The organism is Sulfitobacter sp. 1A15258 (genome assembly GCF_043557045.1).
GTDB lineage: Bacteria > Pseudomonadota > Alphaproteobacteria > Rhodobacterales > Rhodobacteraceae > Sulfitobacter > Sulfitobacter faviae.
The window spans coordinates 134,574-150,112 of sequence record NZ_JBIFFK010000007.1 but is presented as its reverse complement, the minus strand read 5'-3'; the positions used below and the strand labels follow the sequence as shown (position 1 = coordinate 150,112).

The window sequence follows — 15,539 nt, the reverse complement described above, 5'->3', positions numbered from 1 at the left end:
CGCGAACCCGTGGTCAACTGCGATGCAGACGCCGGGGGCCGCTCTGTGCGTGATCCGCCCCGCGACCGCTTAGAAAACGGGCACCTCAGACGAAGGACCGCACCGTGGCGATGGCCCCGTCGAGCGCCTTGCCTTCGGCATCCTGCAACGCCGCCTCGCGCAGTCGTGCGATCCACTCCGCCGCGTCGTCACGCCCGCGCAGCAGATCGGCGGCGTCCATCACCCGGTCGAACTTGCCCAGGCCCCGCGCATGGGTGTCGGAGTAGCCCTTGATCAGGCGGCGGCATTTCACCAGTTCCACAGCGAGGGCGTAGCCAGTCTCCACCTCCGCAAGGCAGCGGCTGAGCCAGTCCTCCAGATGCGCGACCTCAAGGGCATGGCGATGGGTGCGCAGCCGGTAGCCCTTCAGGCCGCCGAGGAAATGCAGCATCAGGAAGGCGGGCAGCCGGTCGGTGCGCAACCGGCGGCCCTTGTCGAACCAGCGGTTCAGCCGGGCCATCCATGTGTCGCTCGCCTCCACCTTGGCGCCGAGCCGCGCGGGCATGAGCCCTGCGATCTCTTCCGCGCGGGGGTGGAAGTATTCGGTCAGTTGCAGCAGGTTCTCCTCGCCCGCGCGCATCTCTTGGCGGATGTGCGACAGACGCGGGGCGCGGGTCTTGAGGTCCGCCACGCGGATGATGTCGTCATAGGCCATGGCGTTGGCGATGTATTTCGCCGCCGCCGCCGAAAGCGCCCAGTCGTGTGCAGCATCATCGCGGGCCAACACGGTATCGAGCCGGTCGAGGTAAAGCGCGCCATAGGCGCAGTCCTGAAAGTTCACCACCTTGGCGAGCCCGGCGAGCGCGAGGTCCCGCACCGGCTCGGGCAGGCGGTCGGCCCGGTCCACCAGCGCGGCCCATTCGGCCTGCAGCTTCTCCGGCCCGACAAGGCTGAACGGTTTGATCTCTTCCTCGGGGGCCTGCGGTGTTTCGGGCAGCTTGCCCTGCGCGGCGTCAAAGCCCACGGCGAAGGCGCGCAGCGAGGGTTCGACCCCCTTGCCGCCGGCACGGATCGCATTCTCATAGGCCTCACGTGGAAACGGCAGCGCGCCGGAGCCTGCAAGCGCGCCGAAGAGCGAGGCCGAGATGACCGAACCTGCGCCGACGGCCAGCCCTTCCATATCTTCGAGCACCAGTTTCTGCGCCGCGATCTCGGCCGCCGCGCGGACCTCATCGGCATCGGCAATGCCGTCGCCCGGCGCCATCTTCTCGCTCACCGCCAGCGCGCGGTGGGTCGAGCCGATCAGCGTCGTCCGGTCCGGCGTCACGAAACCGCGCATCACGGCGCGGCCCACTTCCATCATCTCGGCGGCGATCAGCACGTCCACGTCGCCCGCCGCCGGGGCCAGCGCGAAGACGGGGTCGAGCGCGCTCTTGGGGGCCATTTCGACGTAGTAGATGGTGGCCCCGGTGCGCTGCGCCACGCCGGCGACCGAGGTCGCCTGACAGACATAGCCCTCGGCCCGGGCCATCGCCTCGATCCAGCCGGTGAGCACGCCGCCCCCCTGCCCGCCCACGGCCATGACCGCGAGCTTGATGATCTCCCCGGCCCGCGCGTCCGGGGTCTTTTGCGGCAGCACCATGTTCATGTCGCCACTCCTTCGTTGCGCAGCCGTTTCGCATCGCGCCGCCGTTGCAGCCAACCGATGATCTTGCCCGTCGCTTCGGCGCGCCAGCGCTCGAAACGGGTCGGGTTATGCACCACGTCGGCCTGATAGAACGACGGGCAAAGCACCGCTGTATCCGCCACTTCGCCGCAGTTGCCGCAGCCCACGCAGGTCTGGTCGATATGCGCCACCGGATCGTCGCGCAGCGGATCGTCGCGCAGCGGATCGTCGAGACGTTTGAGCGAGAGCGACGGGCAGCCCGAAAGCCGGATGCAGGCGTGATCGCCGGTGCAAACATCCGCATCGACGCCAAAACGCGGCACTTCCATGCGGCGGCCTTCCTTGATCGCCTGATTGCGTTTCGGCTTCTCACGGCGCTGCTTGTTGAGCATGCATTCCGACGACGCCACGATCACCTTCGGCCCCTTGTAGTCTGTGGTCAGCGCCTCGCGCAGCACCTCGCGCAGCTTGCCCACGTCATAGGTCCGGTCGATCTGGCGCACCCATTCCACGCCCACGCCCTTAAGCGCCTTGGAGATCGGGTTGTTGGTCGATTTCGTATCGTTATGCGCGCGCGAGGACATCACATCCTGCCCGCCGGTGGCGGCGGAGTAGTAGTTGTCGACGATCACCGCGACGCTGTCGGATTTGTTGAAGACCATGTTCCCGATCGAGGTCGACAGACCGTTGTGCCAGAACCCGCCGTCGCCGAGGATCGAAATCACCCGCTTGTCGCCACCCCCATCGAAGGCCGCGTTTGAAGCGGGACCGAGGCCATAGCCCATGGTCGAGCCGCCAATCTCGAAAGGCGGCAGGCAACCGAAGAGGTGGCAGCCGATGTCGCCGGTGATCTGGTGTTTGCCCAGCTCCTGCTCGGTCAGTTTCATTGCGGCGAAGATCGGGCGTTCAGGGCAACCGGTGCAAAAGCCGGGCGGGCGGATCGGCACGGTCCGAGACAGGTCCGGAATCGCCGGGGCGTCAGCGTTAGGTGCGCGCACGGCACCGGGCAGCATCTCGGGCGCGGCGATCTTGAGGAAATCCGTCACCCCGTCGAGCAGCACCTGCCCGGTGTATTCGCCCGCCATCGGCAGCACGTCCTTGCCGTGTAGCTTCACCTGGCGGCCCAGTTTGTAAAGGTAGGAGCCAAGCTGCTGCTCGATGTGATCGGGCTGGCCCTCCTCGACCACCAGCACATGCTCCTTGCCCGCACAGAAGTCGTCGAACTCGTCCTTAAGCAGCGGGTAGGTGACGTTCAGCACGTAAAGCGGCACCTCGGTCTGGCCGTGGATGTCCGCCAGTCCCAACCGTTGCAGCGCGCGGATGACCGAGTTGTACATGCCGCCCTGCACCACGATGCCCAGAGGCGCCTTCTCGGGACCGAAGAACTCGTTGAGCTTGTTGTCGCGAATGAACTTTTCGGCCGCAGGCCAGCGGTTCTCGATCTTGTCCTTCTCATGCAGATAGGACATCGGCGGCAGCACGACGCGGTTGAAATCCGATTGCGGGTTGGCCGCCGCCTCGGCAACGGTCAGTGGCGGGCGCTGGTTGTCGCGGGTCTCGAAACTGCCCGTCACGTGGCATGACCGGATGCGCACCATCAGCATGACGGGCGTGTTGCTGGCCTCGGAAAGCTCGAACCCGTCCTTCACCGCCTTGGTGATCGAAGGCAGGTTCGGGCGCGGGTCGAGCATCCAGAACTGCGATTTCATCGCGAAGCCGTGGCTGCGCTCCTGCATGATCGAGGAGCCTTCGCCATAGTCCTCGCCCACGATCACCAAAGCGCCGCCGGTTACGCCAGAGGAACTGAGGTTCGCCAGCGCGTCCGAGGCCACGTTCACCCCCACCGGCCCCTTGAAGGTCACCGCCCCGCGGATCGGGTAATGCACGGAAGCCGCCAGCATCGCCGCCGCGGCAGCCTCGCTGGCATTGGCCTCGAAGCGCACGCCAAGCTCGCCCATCAGTTCCTCGGCATCGGCCAGTACGTCCATCAGGTGGCTGATCGGCGCACCCTGATAGCCGCCGACATAGCCCACGCCGTTCTCCAAAAGCGCCTTGGTGATCGCAAGGATGCCCTCGCCGGTGAAGACGTCGCCGTCTCCCTTGCGCAGATGTTCCACCTCTGCCTTGAACGAACGTTCGGCCATCGGACCCTCTCAGAAATCGTGTTTGCGGATGTTGCGCAGCATGGTCTGCAAGGTGGCCACGAAGGCCGCCTTCTCTTCGGCGCCGATGCCCTTGAACATCGCGTCATAGGCGGCGGCCATATGGGGCCAAAGGCGCTGATAGGCTTCGCGCCCCTGCTCGGTGAGGTAGACCCGCGTGGCGCGGCTGTCATTCGCATCGGTCTCGCGCCGGACCAACCCGTCGCGCACCAACGCATCCAGCGCGCGGCTGAGCGTCGACTGCTGGACCACGGCGTAGACCGCAAGTTCGCGGATCAGGATGCCGTCGGTCACCGACAGCACCGCGAGCGAGCGCATCTGCGGCGTGGTCAGGCCAAGTGCCGCCATCTCCGCCGACAGGGCGGCATTGTACCGCCCCATGATCCGGTTCATCAGATAGGGCGCGAAGTTATCGAGCCCCATCCGATCCAGCGGCGCGTTCTCGGCCCCGGAAGGTGGTGTATCTGTCACCGATCAGCCCTTCGGCACCAGTGCCAGCGCCCGAATGGGGCTACCGGTGCCGTTCTTGATCTTCAACGGCGCGGCGATCAGGATCGCCCCCTTCGGCGGCAGTTTGTCGACGTTGGCCAGTGACGCCAGGCCAAAACAGTTGTTCTTATGCAGCAGGTTATGCGCCGGATAGGGCGGCTCCATCCCGCCCGCTTGCCCCGCATCGGTGCCGATGCACTGCGTGCCCCAGCCGACGATCTTCTTCTCCATCAGGTACTGAATCGCATCCGGGGTCGGCCCGGGGCTGTGCGGCCCGGTCTCATCGGCGTTAAGAAACCGCGCCTCGTCATCGACGCGCGCGTCCCAATCGGTGCGCATGACGACCCATTCGCCTTCGCCGATCTCGCCATACTCGGCTTCCCATTCCTTGATGCCCTTGGCATCGAGCAGGAAATCCGGGTCTTCCTGCGCCTGCTGCGAACAATCGATCACGTTGACCGGGGCGACCAGACGCTGCACGTCGAGCGTATCAGTGAAGCCGTCGTCATAATCCTTACCGGTGATCCAATGATGCGGCGCGTCGAAATGCGTGCCCGAATGCTCGCCCAGCACCATCCAGTTCCAGGCAAAGAAGGGGCCGTCCTCGTCATATTCGCTGATCTTGTGAATCTCGACCTTCGGCGTCGGCTTGGCGAAATCAGCAGGCAGCTGCAGGATCGGCGTATCCGGCCCCAAGACGCCCGAGCAATCGACGACCTCAACCCCGCCCGAAGCCAGCATCGCGCCGAAATCACGCATTAAATCCGTAGCACTCATTTCAATTAATCTCCCTCAAATGGCGCACCCACTCCCGATGCGTTATCCCTGCAAAGATGCTAGTCACATTTATATGCGTTTGCAATTATCTTCTTCGAAAGGCTTGCCACGAACGCAAAAGGCCCGCCGCAAATGCGACGGGCCTGCCCAGCCGGGGAGAGGTGGCTAAGGAGATTAAGCGGCGTATTTCGCGACCGCCCCGCCCTGCTGGCTCCAATCGGCATACCATGTGCGGAAGAGTTTATACTGCGCCTCGGCATAGCCGCGCTGGCTGTCTGTCAGCGCGTCAGTCTCATTAAAATGCAACGCATATTCCGCATGGCCTTCGAGCACCATCAGATGCTTATAATAAAGCACGAGGTCCGGCCCCTCGTCGAAGGAGGACAGAACACCAAGGGCCGCATCAAGCTCCTGCGCCCGCTGGCGCGCTTCGGCATCGCCCGCCGCCGCAGCTTGGCTGAGGGCAACCAGATGCAACACTTCGCGCGGCAGCACATTGCCGATCCCGGTGATCGCCCCGGTGGCGCCGCAATTGACAAAACCGTGGAAGACGGTGGTATCCACACCGATCATCAGCGTGACCTCATCATCCCGGCTGGTGATATTCTCCGCCGCATAGCGCAGATCATCCGCGCCGCCGAACTCCTTGAAGCCGACAAGGTTGGAATGCTCGGCCCGCAGCGCAAAGAAGAGATCGGCCCGGGTGGCAAAACCGTAATAGGGGCTGTTGTAGATCACGGCGGGAAGCTCAGGCGCCGCCGAGAGAACCTTTTTGAAGTGATCCTTCTGCGCGGCAGCCGACGTGCCGCGCGACAGGATGCGGGGGATCAACATCAGTCCCTTGGCGCCGACCTTTTGCGCATGCGCCGCATGTTCGGCGGCCAGCTTCGTATTCACGGCCCCCGTGCCCACAACTACCGGCACGCCCGCTTCGACCAGACGTTCGACACCTTCCATCCGCTCTGCATCGGTCAGCAGCGGCCAATCACCCATGGACCCACAGTAAACCACCGCGCTCATCCCATCGGCGATCAGCTTTTTGCCCATACGCACCAAAGCGTCGAAGTCAGGTTTCCGGTCTTCGGTGCAGGGGGTCATCAGGGCCGGGATGCAGCCGGAAAAAATCGAAGGGGTCATATATCTCTCCATCATAGAAACCGGCCGCGATACTGCCGGGCTTGGCTGCATCTTAGCTATTGTATTTTATTTGTCGACATAAAATCTGCACAGCCCCTATGACGGGCCGATAAAGGTGCGTTTTCCTATAATTAAAGGTCGATATGCTGCCGCCGATCCCGCGAAATCAGCGCCTGAATCTGCCCCACGATCTGATCTGCATGGGTTGCGGCCAAAGAATCCGCACGACCAATATCCCGCGCCTCAATCGCCGCGATCAAGTCCTCATGTTCCTGCACATACTCACTGGGAAGCTGATCGTCGAAGGACTGGTAATACATCCGCAGCAACCGGCGCCCCTCATCCAACAGCCGCAGACAAAGCGATTCGTAATAGGGGTTGCGCCCCGCCCGGGCGATCTCGGCATGGAACTCCCGGTTCGTCGCGATCATCGACAGCGCGTCCTGCGCCGACACGGCCTTGGCGAACTCCACCTGCCGCGCGCGAATATTGGCCATATCCGCCGGCGTATGAAACTGCGCCGCAAGACGCGTGGTGACACGGTACATCAAGGTCATCGCGTCAAAGAAGGTGTGCAGGTTCATGAAGTCGATATTCGACACGACCGTCGAACGGTTGGGCAGCGTGGTCACCAACCCCTCGCTCGCCAACCGCACCAAGGCCTCGCGGATCGGCGTGCGCGACATCGACAGCCGCTCGGAAAGGCGAATCTCGTCGATCGGACTACCCGGCAAGAGGGTCAGATCGAGTATCTCATCGCGCAGGATGGAATAGACAAATTGCGCCCCGGACCCGCGCTTGCGTTCCGCCGTTTTAGGTTTGCTGGTCATGCGGGGATGCCGCCCTTTCGATGTTCATGGCTCCCCCTCGATAAAGCAACAAATCCCCCGCCCTACAATAGCGCTATCGCCCCTAGAGCGCGCCACCCCCTTCATTTCATCCTTTCTCAAATACCTTCCGCACTCTCCCCAAACGCCACCCCGCGCCAACTGCGCACCCAACCGCCGCAACAAATCGCCCAAAAATCAGGCATCACCGCCGATATATCAGGCACTATTCCCGCCAAAATACTGACCCCAAATGGCTTTTTCAAAAACTGCAATCGCCGGATTGACAGCAAGAAAGTTGCAACCGCATACTCGACCAATCTGATATTGGTTCAAGAAAGCGGTCCATTGCCCAGCCCCGACACCGGTCCCGACAAGGTTTTGCTCGAAGTGCGTGACTTCAGCCTGCGCTTTCGCGGCGCGCCGAGCGACCAAATCAATCATGTGAATTTCACGGTCCACCCGGGCAAGACACTCTGTGTCGTCGGGGAAAGCGGCTGCGGGAAAAGCGTGACCTCGCTGGCGATGATGGGGCTGCTGCCGGCCGGTGCGGCGACAATCCGCTCGGGCGAAATGGTTTTCGAAGGTCAGAAGCTCGACCTTGCCGACCATACCGCCATGCGCAAGCTGCGCGGCAGTCGGATGACGATGATTTTCCAAGAGCCGATGACCTCGCTCAACCCCGCCTTCCGCATCGGCGACCAGATCACCGAAGCCGTGCTCGCCCATAGCGATGCCAGCAAATCCGAGGCTGAGGACAAGGCGCTGGCGATCCTCAAGCGGGTCGGCATTCCGGCGGCGGAAAAGCGAATGCGCGACTACCCGCACCAACTCTCCGGCGGCATGCGCCAGCGGGTGATGATCGCCATGGCCTTAGTCAACGACCCCGCGCTCTTGATCGCGGATGAACCGACGACCGCCCTCGACGTGACCATTCAGGCGCAGATCCTCGAATTGATCCGCGACCTTCAGGCCGAGACCGACATGGGCACGATCATGATCACCCATGACCTTGGCGTGGTGGCCGAAATCGCGGATACCGTGGCCGTCATGTACGCGGGCACCATTGTCGAAACCGGCCCCGCGGAACGCATTTTTAACGACCCACAGCATCCCTACACGATCGGCCTCATGTCCTCGATCCCGCAGCTTAGCGGTCCGCGCGGACGCTTGGCGACCGTGCCGGGCATGGTGCCGACGACGCAGAACATGCCCCAAGGCTGCCGTTTTGCCACGCGCTGCCCCTTCGCCCAGCCCATCTGCGCGCAGGAGCCGCCGCTTGCGCCGCTGGAGGGGGGCCATGCCGTGGCCTGTCATTTCGCCCCGCTGGAGACACATCTGGAGCAGAGCGCATGAGTGACACGATCCTGACAGCGCGCGGGCTGAAGAAGCACTTCAAAACTTCGGGCGGCGGATTGGCCAAGGGCGCCACGGTCAAGGCGGTCGATGACGTTTCCTTTGACGTGCGTCGGGGCGAAACCTTTGCCATCGTCGGCGAATCCGGTTGCGGCAAATCCACCCTCGCGCGCCTCCTGATGCGCTTGCTGACCCCGACCGAGGGCGACGTGCAATTCGACGGCAGCGATGTGCGCAGCCTCGCCGGGCGCGATCTGACCGCGCTCCGCCGGGACATGCAGTTCATCTTTCAAGACCCGTTCTCATCCCTGAACCCGCGGATGAGCGTCGGCAAGCTGGTCGGAGAACCGCTGGAGACGCATTTTCCGAAAATGTCCGCCACCGAGCGGCGCGGCAAAGTGGCCGAACTGCTGGCCAAGGTCGGGCTGCGCCCCGAACATGCCGAACGCTACCCGCATGAGTTCTCGGGCGGTCAGCGTCAGCGGATCGGGATCGCGCGGGCGCTGGCCTCGGCCCCGAAACTGGTGATCGGGGATGAGCCGGTCTCGGCCCTCGACGTCTCGGTGCAGGCGCAGGTGATTAACCTTTTGGGCGATCTGCGCGATGAGTTGGGGCTGACGCTTGTGATCATCGCCCACGATCTCGCCGTGATCCGCCACATGAGCGACCGCGTGGCGGTGATGTATCTGGGCCAGATCGTCGAACAGGGCGATGTCGATACGGTCTATAACCACCCGCGCCATCCCTACACCCGTGCGCTCTTGTCGGCCATTCCGGTGGCCGCCCATGGCGCGCGCACGCCGCAGACCGCACTTGAGGGCGAGATGCCCAGCCCGGCGAACCCGCCCGCAGGCTGTCGCTTCCACACCCGCTGCCCCTTTGCCAAAGAACGCTGCGCGAGCGAGCCGCCCTCATTGCGCGAGACCCGCGCGGGCGAGGGCCATGTCGCCGCCTGCCATTACTTCGAAGAGATCGCCGCCGCCACGCCGGACCTCGGCCTTGCCGATGCGCCCGAACGCGCCCCCGGGGCCGCCGCGCGCTTTGCGCTTTACCAAGACGCCATGCGGGACCGGACCACGCTCCGCCCCCGCCAAAACCAAGAATAACAGGCTGAACCAGACTCATTGAAACGACAGGAGAGTTCGACATGACACTGACCAAAATGACACTTGCCGCTGCATTGCTGGGGGCCACGACCCTCGGCGCGCAGGCGGCTGATCTGCGCATCGCGCTGCAATCCGATGCCGATGTGCTGGACCCCGACCAGTCGCGCACCTTCGTGGGTCGCATCGTCTACGCGTCGCTCTGCGACAAGCTGGTGGACATCACACCCGACCTCGAAATCATCCCGCAGCTGGCGACCGAATGGTCCTTTTCCGAAGACGGCAAACAGCTGACCATGAAACTGCGCGACGATGCGGTCTTCCATGACGGCACCCCCTTTGATGCCGAGGCCGTGGCCGCCAACATCGACCGCAGCCAGAACATGGAGACTTCGCGCCGCAAGTCCGAGCTTTCCTCCATCACCGGTGTCGAAGTGCTGGGCAGCCATGAGATCCGCTTTGATCTGGCCGATGCCGATGCCACGCTGATGGCGCAATTCGCCGACCGCGCAGGCATGATGGTCTCCCCCACCGCTGCTGAGGCTGCGGGCGATGACTTTGGCCTGAACCCGGTCTGCTCCGGCCCCTACCAGTTCACAGAGCGTGTGGCCCAAGACCGTATCGTGCTTGAGAAATTTGCCGACTATTACGATGCCGAGGAATACCACTTCGACACCGTCACCTATCTGCCGATCCCCGACACCACCGTGCGTCTGGCGAACCTGCAATCGGGTGACATCGACATGCTGGAGCGTCTGGCCGCGACCGACCTCGCGCAGGCCGAAGGTGACGACAGCATCAATGTCGAAAGCGCCGTGTCGCTCGGCTATCAGGGCATCACGATCAACGTGGCCAATGGCGAAAAGGGCGACAACCCTTGGGGCAACGACAAACGTCTGCGTCAGGCGCTGAGCTATGCGATCGACCGCGAGGCGATCAATCAGGTCGTCTTTAATGGTGCCTTCGCCGCGGGCAACCAGCCCTTCCCGCCGAACTCCCCTTGGTACAGCACCGATTATCCCGTGCCTGAGCGTGACGTGGAAAAAGCCAAGGAACTGCTGGCCGAAGCGGGCTTTGCCGATGGCATCGACCTTGAGGTGCAGGTGCCCAACACCACGATTCCGCTGCAACTGATGCAGGTCGTGCAGTCCATGGCTGCCGAGGCGGGGATCAACATCTCGATCACTTCCAAGGAATTCGCGACGCTGCTGGCCGACCAGTCGGCGGGTGACTATCAGGCGAGCCAGATCGGCTGGTCGGGCCGTGTGGACCCCGATGGCAACATCCACCAGTTCATGACCACCGAAGGCGGGATCAACGATTCCAAATATTCGAACCCGGAAGTGGATGAACTGCTCGACAAGGCGCGCAAGTCCAACGACCAAGACGTGCGCCGCGAGAGCTATACCGCTGCCCGCGCGATCCTGAACGAAGAGATGCCGATCGTGTACCTCTACCACCAGACATGGATCTGGGCGCTGGATTCCGACATCACCGGTTTCACCCCCTATCCTGACGGCATGATCCGCCTTGCGGGCATGAAAAAAGAAGAAGGCTAACCCTTCTGCATCCGCACCGCCGGGCCGGTTCCGGCGGTGCCCCTCCCCTGAGCGAGACGTTTCAAAATGCTGTCCTTCATCCTGCGCCGTCTGGTGATCGCGATCCCGACGATCATCCTGATCTCGGTCTTTGTCTTCACCTTGCAAAAGCTGCTGCCGGGCGACCCGGTGCTGGCCATGGCCGGCGAAGAACGCGACCCGCAGGTGCTGGAGTTCCTGCGCGAGAAATACCGCCTGAACGATCCTATTCCGGTGCAATATTTCACTTGGATCGGCAACGCGCTGACCGGTGACTTGGGCATTTCGCTGCGCACCAACCAGCCGGTGCTGGAACTCATCGGAGAGAAACTGCCCGTGACCATCCAACTGGCCACGATGGCAATGATTTTTGCCCTGTTGATCGGCGTGCCTGCGGGCATCTTCTCTGCCGTCAAGAAGGGCACCGTGACCGATTATGTGGCCAATGTCGTGGCGCTGTCGGGCCTGTCGATCCCGAACTTCTGGCTGGGTATCATGCTGATCCTGCTGGTCTCGGTGAAATGGAAGCTGCTGCCCGCCTCAGGCTATGTGCCGCTGAGCGAAGACCCCATCCGCTCCATCACCGTGATGATCATGCCCGCCTTCGTGCTGGGCACGGCGCTCGCCGCCACGCTGATGCGCCACACCCGGTCGGCCATGCTGAGCGTGCTGAGCAGTGACTACGTCCGCACCGCCCGCGCCAAGGGTCTGGTCGAGCGGCGGGTGATCCTGAAACACGCCTTTCGCAACGCGCTGACGCCGATCGTCACGCTGACCGCCCTGCTGTTTGGTGAGCTGATCGCGGGCGCGGTGCTGACCGAACAGATTTTCACCATCCCCGGCTTTGGCAAGCTGGTGGTCGATGCCGTGTTCAACCGCGATTACGCCGTGGTCCAAGGCATCGTGCTCGTCACCGCCGTCGGCTTCATCTTTATGAACCTGCTCGCCGATGTCGCCTATGTGCTGCTGAACCCCCGCCTGAGGAAGCAATAATGGCTCAACCTGCCACACCCATCACCATCGACGCGGAAAGCGCAGCCGATCCGGTCCTCTCCGCCCGCCCGGAAAACCGGGTTTGGAAGAAGTTCCGCACCCATCGCAGCGCCATGCTGGGCGGCGTGCTGGTGGTCTTCTTCTGCGCCATCGCGCTTTTGGCCCCATTGCTGCCGATCCCCGACCCCGCCGCCACCGATTGGGGCGCGGTGCGCAAGGGCCCTTCGGCAGCCCATTGGATGGGCACCGATGAGTTGGGCCGCGATGTGCTGAGCCGTCTGGTCTGGGGCGCGCAGGCCTCCCTGCTGGCCGGGGTCGTCTCGGTCGCCATCGCCCTTGGGCTTGGCGTGCCTTTGGGCATCATTGCCGGGTATTTCGGGGGCTGGACCGACGCGGTGATCTCACGCTGCACCGAAGCATTGCTTGCGGCACCTTTCCTGATCCTCGCCATCGCGCTTGCGGCCTTCCTCGGGCCGAGCCTGACCAACGCGATGATCGCCATCGGCATCTCGGCCACGCCGATCTTCATCCGCCTGACCCGCGGTCAAGTGCTGAGTGTTGCCGCCGAGGATTACGTTGAAAGCGCCCGCGCCATTGGCCTGAGCACGCCGCGCATCCTGCGCCGCTATATCTTCCCCAATGTGCTGCCGCCCGTGTTGGTGCAGGCCACGCTGACCGTCGCCACCGCCATCATCGCCGAGGCGTCGCTGTCGTTCCTTGGCCTTGGCCAGCAGCCGCCCGCCCCCTCTTGGGGGTCGATGCTGAACACGGCGAAGAACTTTCTCAATCAGGCGCCTTGGATGGCGCTTTGGCCCGGCATCGCGATCTTCATGGTCGTGCTTGGCTTCAACCTTTTGGGCGACGGTCTGCGCGACGCGCTCGACCCACGCGAACACTGACCGGAGACGACATGACCCCCTTCACCACCCGCCCTGAAATCCGCGGCTCCTTCGGTGTCACCACCTCGACCCATTGGATCGCTTCGACCGTGGGTTTTGGCATCCTAGAAAAAGGCGGCAATGCGTTTGACGCCGCCGCCGCTGCGGGCTTCGTCCTGCAGGTGGTCGAGCCGCATTTGAACGGCCCGGCGGGCGACCTGCCGATCATCTTTCACGACGCGGAGAAACAGGCGACTAAGGTCGTCTGCGCCCAAGGGGTCAGCCCCGCCGCCGCCAAGCTGGAGCATTTCGAGGCATTGGGGCTCAAGCTGATCCCCGGTTCGGGTCTTCTCTCCACCGTGGTGCCCGGTGCCTTTGACGGCTGGATGCTGATGCTGCGCGACCATGGCACGATGGGTCTGCGCGAGGTGATGCAACCGGCGATCGACTATGCCCGCGACGGGCATCCGGTACTGCCGCGCGTGTCGAACACCATCAAGGGGCTGGCCGAATATTTCGCCGCCGAATGGCCCAGCTCCGCCGCAGTCTGGACGCCCGGCGGTGCAGCGCCTGAGCCGAACGCCAACTTCAAGAACCCCGATCTGGCCGCGACCTATGAGCGCTTGGTCAGCGAGGCCGAAGCCACAGGCGAAGACCGCCGCGCGCAGATCGAAGCAGCGCGCAAAATCTGGTCCGAAGGTTTCGTGGCCGATGCGATTTTCGACTACCTCGAAGACGCCTGCGTGCATGACGTGTCCGAGCAAAAGAACAGCGCCCTTCTGGCGCGCGAAGATATGGCCAAGTGGCAAGCCAGCTATGAGGACACGCTGACTTACGAATACCACGGCTGGACGGTCCATAAGACCCACGCATGGTCGCAAGGTCCGGTGTTCTTGCAAACCCTCGCCATCCTCAAACATTTCGATCTGGCCGCGATGGACCCGATGGGCGCCTCCTTTACACATACGGTGATCGAGGCGATGAAACTCGCCTATGCCGACCGCGAGGCCTATTACGGCGACCCCGAGCAGAGCATCATCCCGATGGAAGAGCTGCTTTCTGATGCCTATAACGCGGAACGCGCGAAGCTGGTGAACGGCAAGGCATCGCTTGAGCAGCGCCCCGGCGTGATCGCGGGGCTGGAGCATCTGGCCGAGCGCTATATCGAACGGGCAGCCCGTGATTTCGGCGTTCAGAACGCCGCCCCGCAAGAGCCGACGATGGCGCATCTGACCGAGAAACGCGGCGATACCGTGCATCTCGATGTGATCGACCGCTGGGGCAATATGGTCTCAGCCACGCCCTCGGGCGGGTGGTTGCAGAGCAATCCGGTGGTGCCGGGGCTGGGCTTTCCACTGAACTCCCGCGCGCAGATGTTCTGGCTTGAGCGGGGTTTGCCCACCTCCCTCGCCCCCGGACGGCGTCCGCGCACCACGCTGACCCCCTCTTTTGCCCAACATGCCGATGGGCGGCAGTTGGTCTTTGGCACGCCGGGCGGCGACCAGCAGGACCAATGGCAGCTGATCTGGTTCCTGCGTTTCGTGCACCACGGCCTCGACCTGCAAGAGGGGATGGACGCGCCGCTGTTCCACACGCTGCACTTCCAAAGCAGTTTCTTCCCCCGCCAAGCCCTGCCCGGTGAGATGATGATCGAGCCCAATGTCGGCCCTGCGGTGATCGACGCGCTGCGCGCCCGGGGGCATATCGTTACCGTGGCCGAGCCGTGGTCGGTGGGCCGAATGACCGCCGCGCTGCGCAATCCCGATGGCAGCCTTCACGCCGCCGCCACCCCCCGCCTGATGCAGGCCTATGCCGTAGGACGCTGACCCATGACCTATTCCATCATCGCCCGTGATCCCGACAGCCAAGAGATTGGCATCGCCGTGGCCAGCCGCTTTTTCGCCTGCGGTGCCGCCGTGCCCTACATCGGGCGGCGCGTCGCCGTGGCCACGCAGGCTTTCGTCAACCCGCTCTGGGGGACCGAAGGCCGGCGCATGTTGGAAAGCGGCGACCCCGCCGAAGCACTGCTGAAGGAATTCGCCGCCCGCGATGCGGGGCGCGACATCCGCCAGTGCCACATGCTCGATGCCCAAGGAAACTTCGCCGCGCATACCGGTGCGGGCTGTGTCGATTGGGCCGGGCACCGTGTGGGGACCATTCACTCCGTCGCGGGCAATATGCTGACCGGGCCGGAGGTGGTGGAGGCCACGTTTGAGACCTACGCCGCGCGCCATGACCTGCCGATGGCCGAACGTCTGCTCGCCGCCATGCGCGCGGGCGAAGAGGCGGGCGGCGACATGCGCGGGCGCCAAGCCGCGGGGCTGGTAATCCACCGCGGGCAGGACCATGCCTATCTCGACCTGCGCGTCGATGACCATGGCGATCCGCTGAGCGAGCTTGACCGGCTGCTCGACGTCGCCGGAGAGCGCTATCTGCATGTGGCCGAAGCGATGCCGAGCCTCGACAATTTCTCGGGCACCTCGGACCGCGCGCCGATTGATGCGGCGATCACCCGCGCCGAAGAGACCCGCAAGGCGGCGGGCAAGCCCAGCCGGTCGCTGGCGACAGATTTAGAGACAAAGAAAGATTAACCAT

13 protein-coding genes are annotated in these 15,539 nt (G+C 63.7%); 7 read left to right on the top strand and 6 right to left on the bottom strand.

What is annotated here, in order from left to right; genetic code table 11:
- Positions 1-85: 85 nt before the first annotated feature.
- The 6 genes from ACGYK9_RS15050 to ACGYK9_RS15025 all read right to left on the bottom strand — a co-directional run bounded on the left by ACGYK9_RS15050 (position 86) and on the right by ACGYK9_RS15025 (position 7,040).
- The gene (locus ACGYK9_RS15050) at positions 86-1,627 is read right to left on the bottom strand and encodes an indolepyruvate oxidoreductase subunit beta family protein (protein ID WP_394411630.1); all 1,542 of its coding nucleotides are present in this window, start codon (positions 1,625-1,627) and stop codon (positions 86-88) included.
- A complete protein-coding gene (locus ACGYK9_RS15045; protein ID WP_394411633.1) occupies positions 1,624-3,789 on the bottom strand; it encodes a thiamine pyrophosphate-dependent enzyme in 2,166 nt (721 codons plus the stop codon). Before ACGYK9_RS15045 ends, ACGYK9_RS15050 begins: the two co-directional genes overlap by 4 nt.
- A gap of 9 nt (positions 3,790-3,798) precedes the next feature.
- The gene (locus ACGYK9_RS15040; RefSeq protein WP_394411636.1) at positions 3,799-4,278 is read right to left on the bottom strand and encodes a MarR family winged helix-turn-helix transcriptional regulator; all 480 of its coding nucleotides are present in this window, start codon (positions 4,276-4,278) and stop codon (positions 3,799-3,801) included.
- Between the two features lie 3 nt (positions 4,279-4,281).
- Positions 4,282-5,055, bottom strand: coding sequence for a cyclase family protein (locus tag ACGYK9_RS15035; protein ID WP_394411639.1), 774 nt, complete (start codon positions 5,053-5,055; stop codon positions 4,282-4,284).
- 192 nt (positions 5,056-5,247) lie between these two features.
- Positions 5,248-6,210 (bottom strand): dihydrodipicolinate synthase family protein, encoded by a 963-nt coding sequence (locus tag ACGYK9_RS15030; RefSeq protein WP_394411642.1) that lies wholly within the window; start codon positions 6,208-6,210, stop codon positions 5,248-5,250.
- A 131-nt stretch (positions 6,211-6,341) separates the two neighbouring features.
- The gene (locus ACGYK9_RS15025; protein WP_394411645.1) at positions 6,342-7,040 is read right to left on the bottom strand and encodes a GntR family transcriptional regulator; all 699 of its coding nucleotides are present in this window, start codon (positions 7,038-7,040) and stop codon (positions 6,342-6,344) included.
- A gap of 345 nt (positions 7,041-7,385) precedes the next feature.
- On the opposite strand from ACGYK9_RS15025, the gene ACGYK9_RS15020 reads away from it, so the two are divergent.
- The 7 genes from ACGYK9_RS15020 to ACGYK9_RS14990 all read left to right on the top strand — a co-directional run bounded on the left by ACGYK9_RS15020 (position 7,386) and on the right by ACGYK9_RS14990 (position 15,535).
- Entirely contained in the window at positions 7,386-8,393 is a 1,008-nt protein-coding gene (locus ACGYK9_RS15020; protein WP_394411650.1) for an ABC transporter ATP-binding protein, read from the top strand.
- Positions 8,390-9,499: an ABC transporter ATP-binding protein gene (locus ACGYK9_RS15015; RefSeq protein ID WP_394411653.1), complete on the top strand. Its 1,110-nt coding sequence runs from the start codon at positions 8,390-8,392 to the stop codon at positions 9,497-9,499. Before ACGYK9_RS15020 ends, ACGYK9_RS15015 begins: the two co-directional genes overlap by 4 nt.
- 41 nt (positions 9,500-9,540) lie before the next feature.
- Positions 9,541-11,055, top strand: a complete 1,515-nt coding sequence (locus ACGYK9_RS15010; RefSeq protein WP_394411656.1) for an ABC transporter substrate-binding protein — start codon at positions 9,541-9,543, stop codon at positions 11,053-11,055.
- Between the two features lie 66 nt (positions 11,056-11,121).
- Positions 11,122-12,066: an ABC transporter permease gene (locus ACGYK9_RS15005; RefSeq protein ID WP_067264018.1), complete on the top strand. Its 945-nt coding sequence runs from the start codon at positions 11,122-11,124 to the stop codon at positions 12,064-12,066.
- A complete protein-coding gene (locus ACGYK9_RS15000) occupies positions 12,066-12,965 on the top strand; it encodes an ABC transporter permease (protein WP_394411659.1) in 900 nt (299 codons plus the stop codon). The genes ACGYK9_RS15005 and ACGYK9_RS15000 overlap by 1 nt, the downstream gene beginning before the upstream one ends.
- Positions 12,966-12,976: 11 nt before the next feature.
- Complete coding sequence (locus tag ACGYK9_RS14995; protein WP_394411662.1) at positions 12,977-14,770, top strand: gamma-glutamyltransferase family protein; 1,794 nt, start codon at positions 12,977-12,979, stop codon at positions 14,768-14,770.
- Positions 14,771-14,773: 3 nt separating this feature from the next.
- Positions 14,774-15,535 carry a DUF1028 domain-containing protein gene (locus ACGYK9_RS14990; RefSeq protein WP_394411665.1) on the top strand — a complete coding sequence of 254 codons (762 nt, stop codon included), beginning with the start codon at positions 14,774-14,776 and terminating at the stop codon, positions 15,533-15,535.
- Positions 15,536-15,539 lie beyond the last annotated feature (4 nt).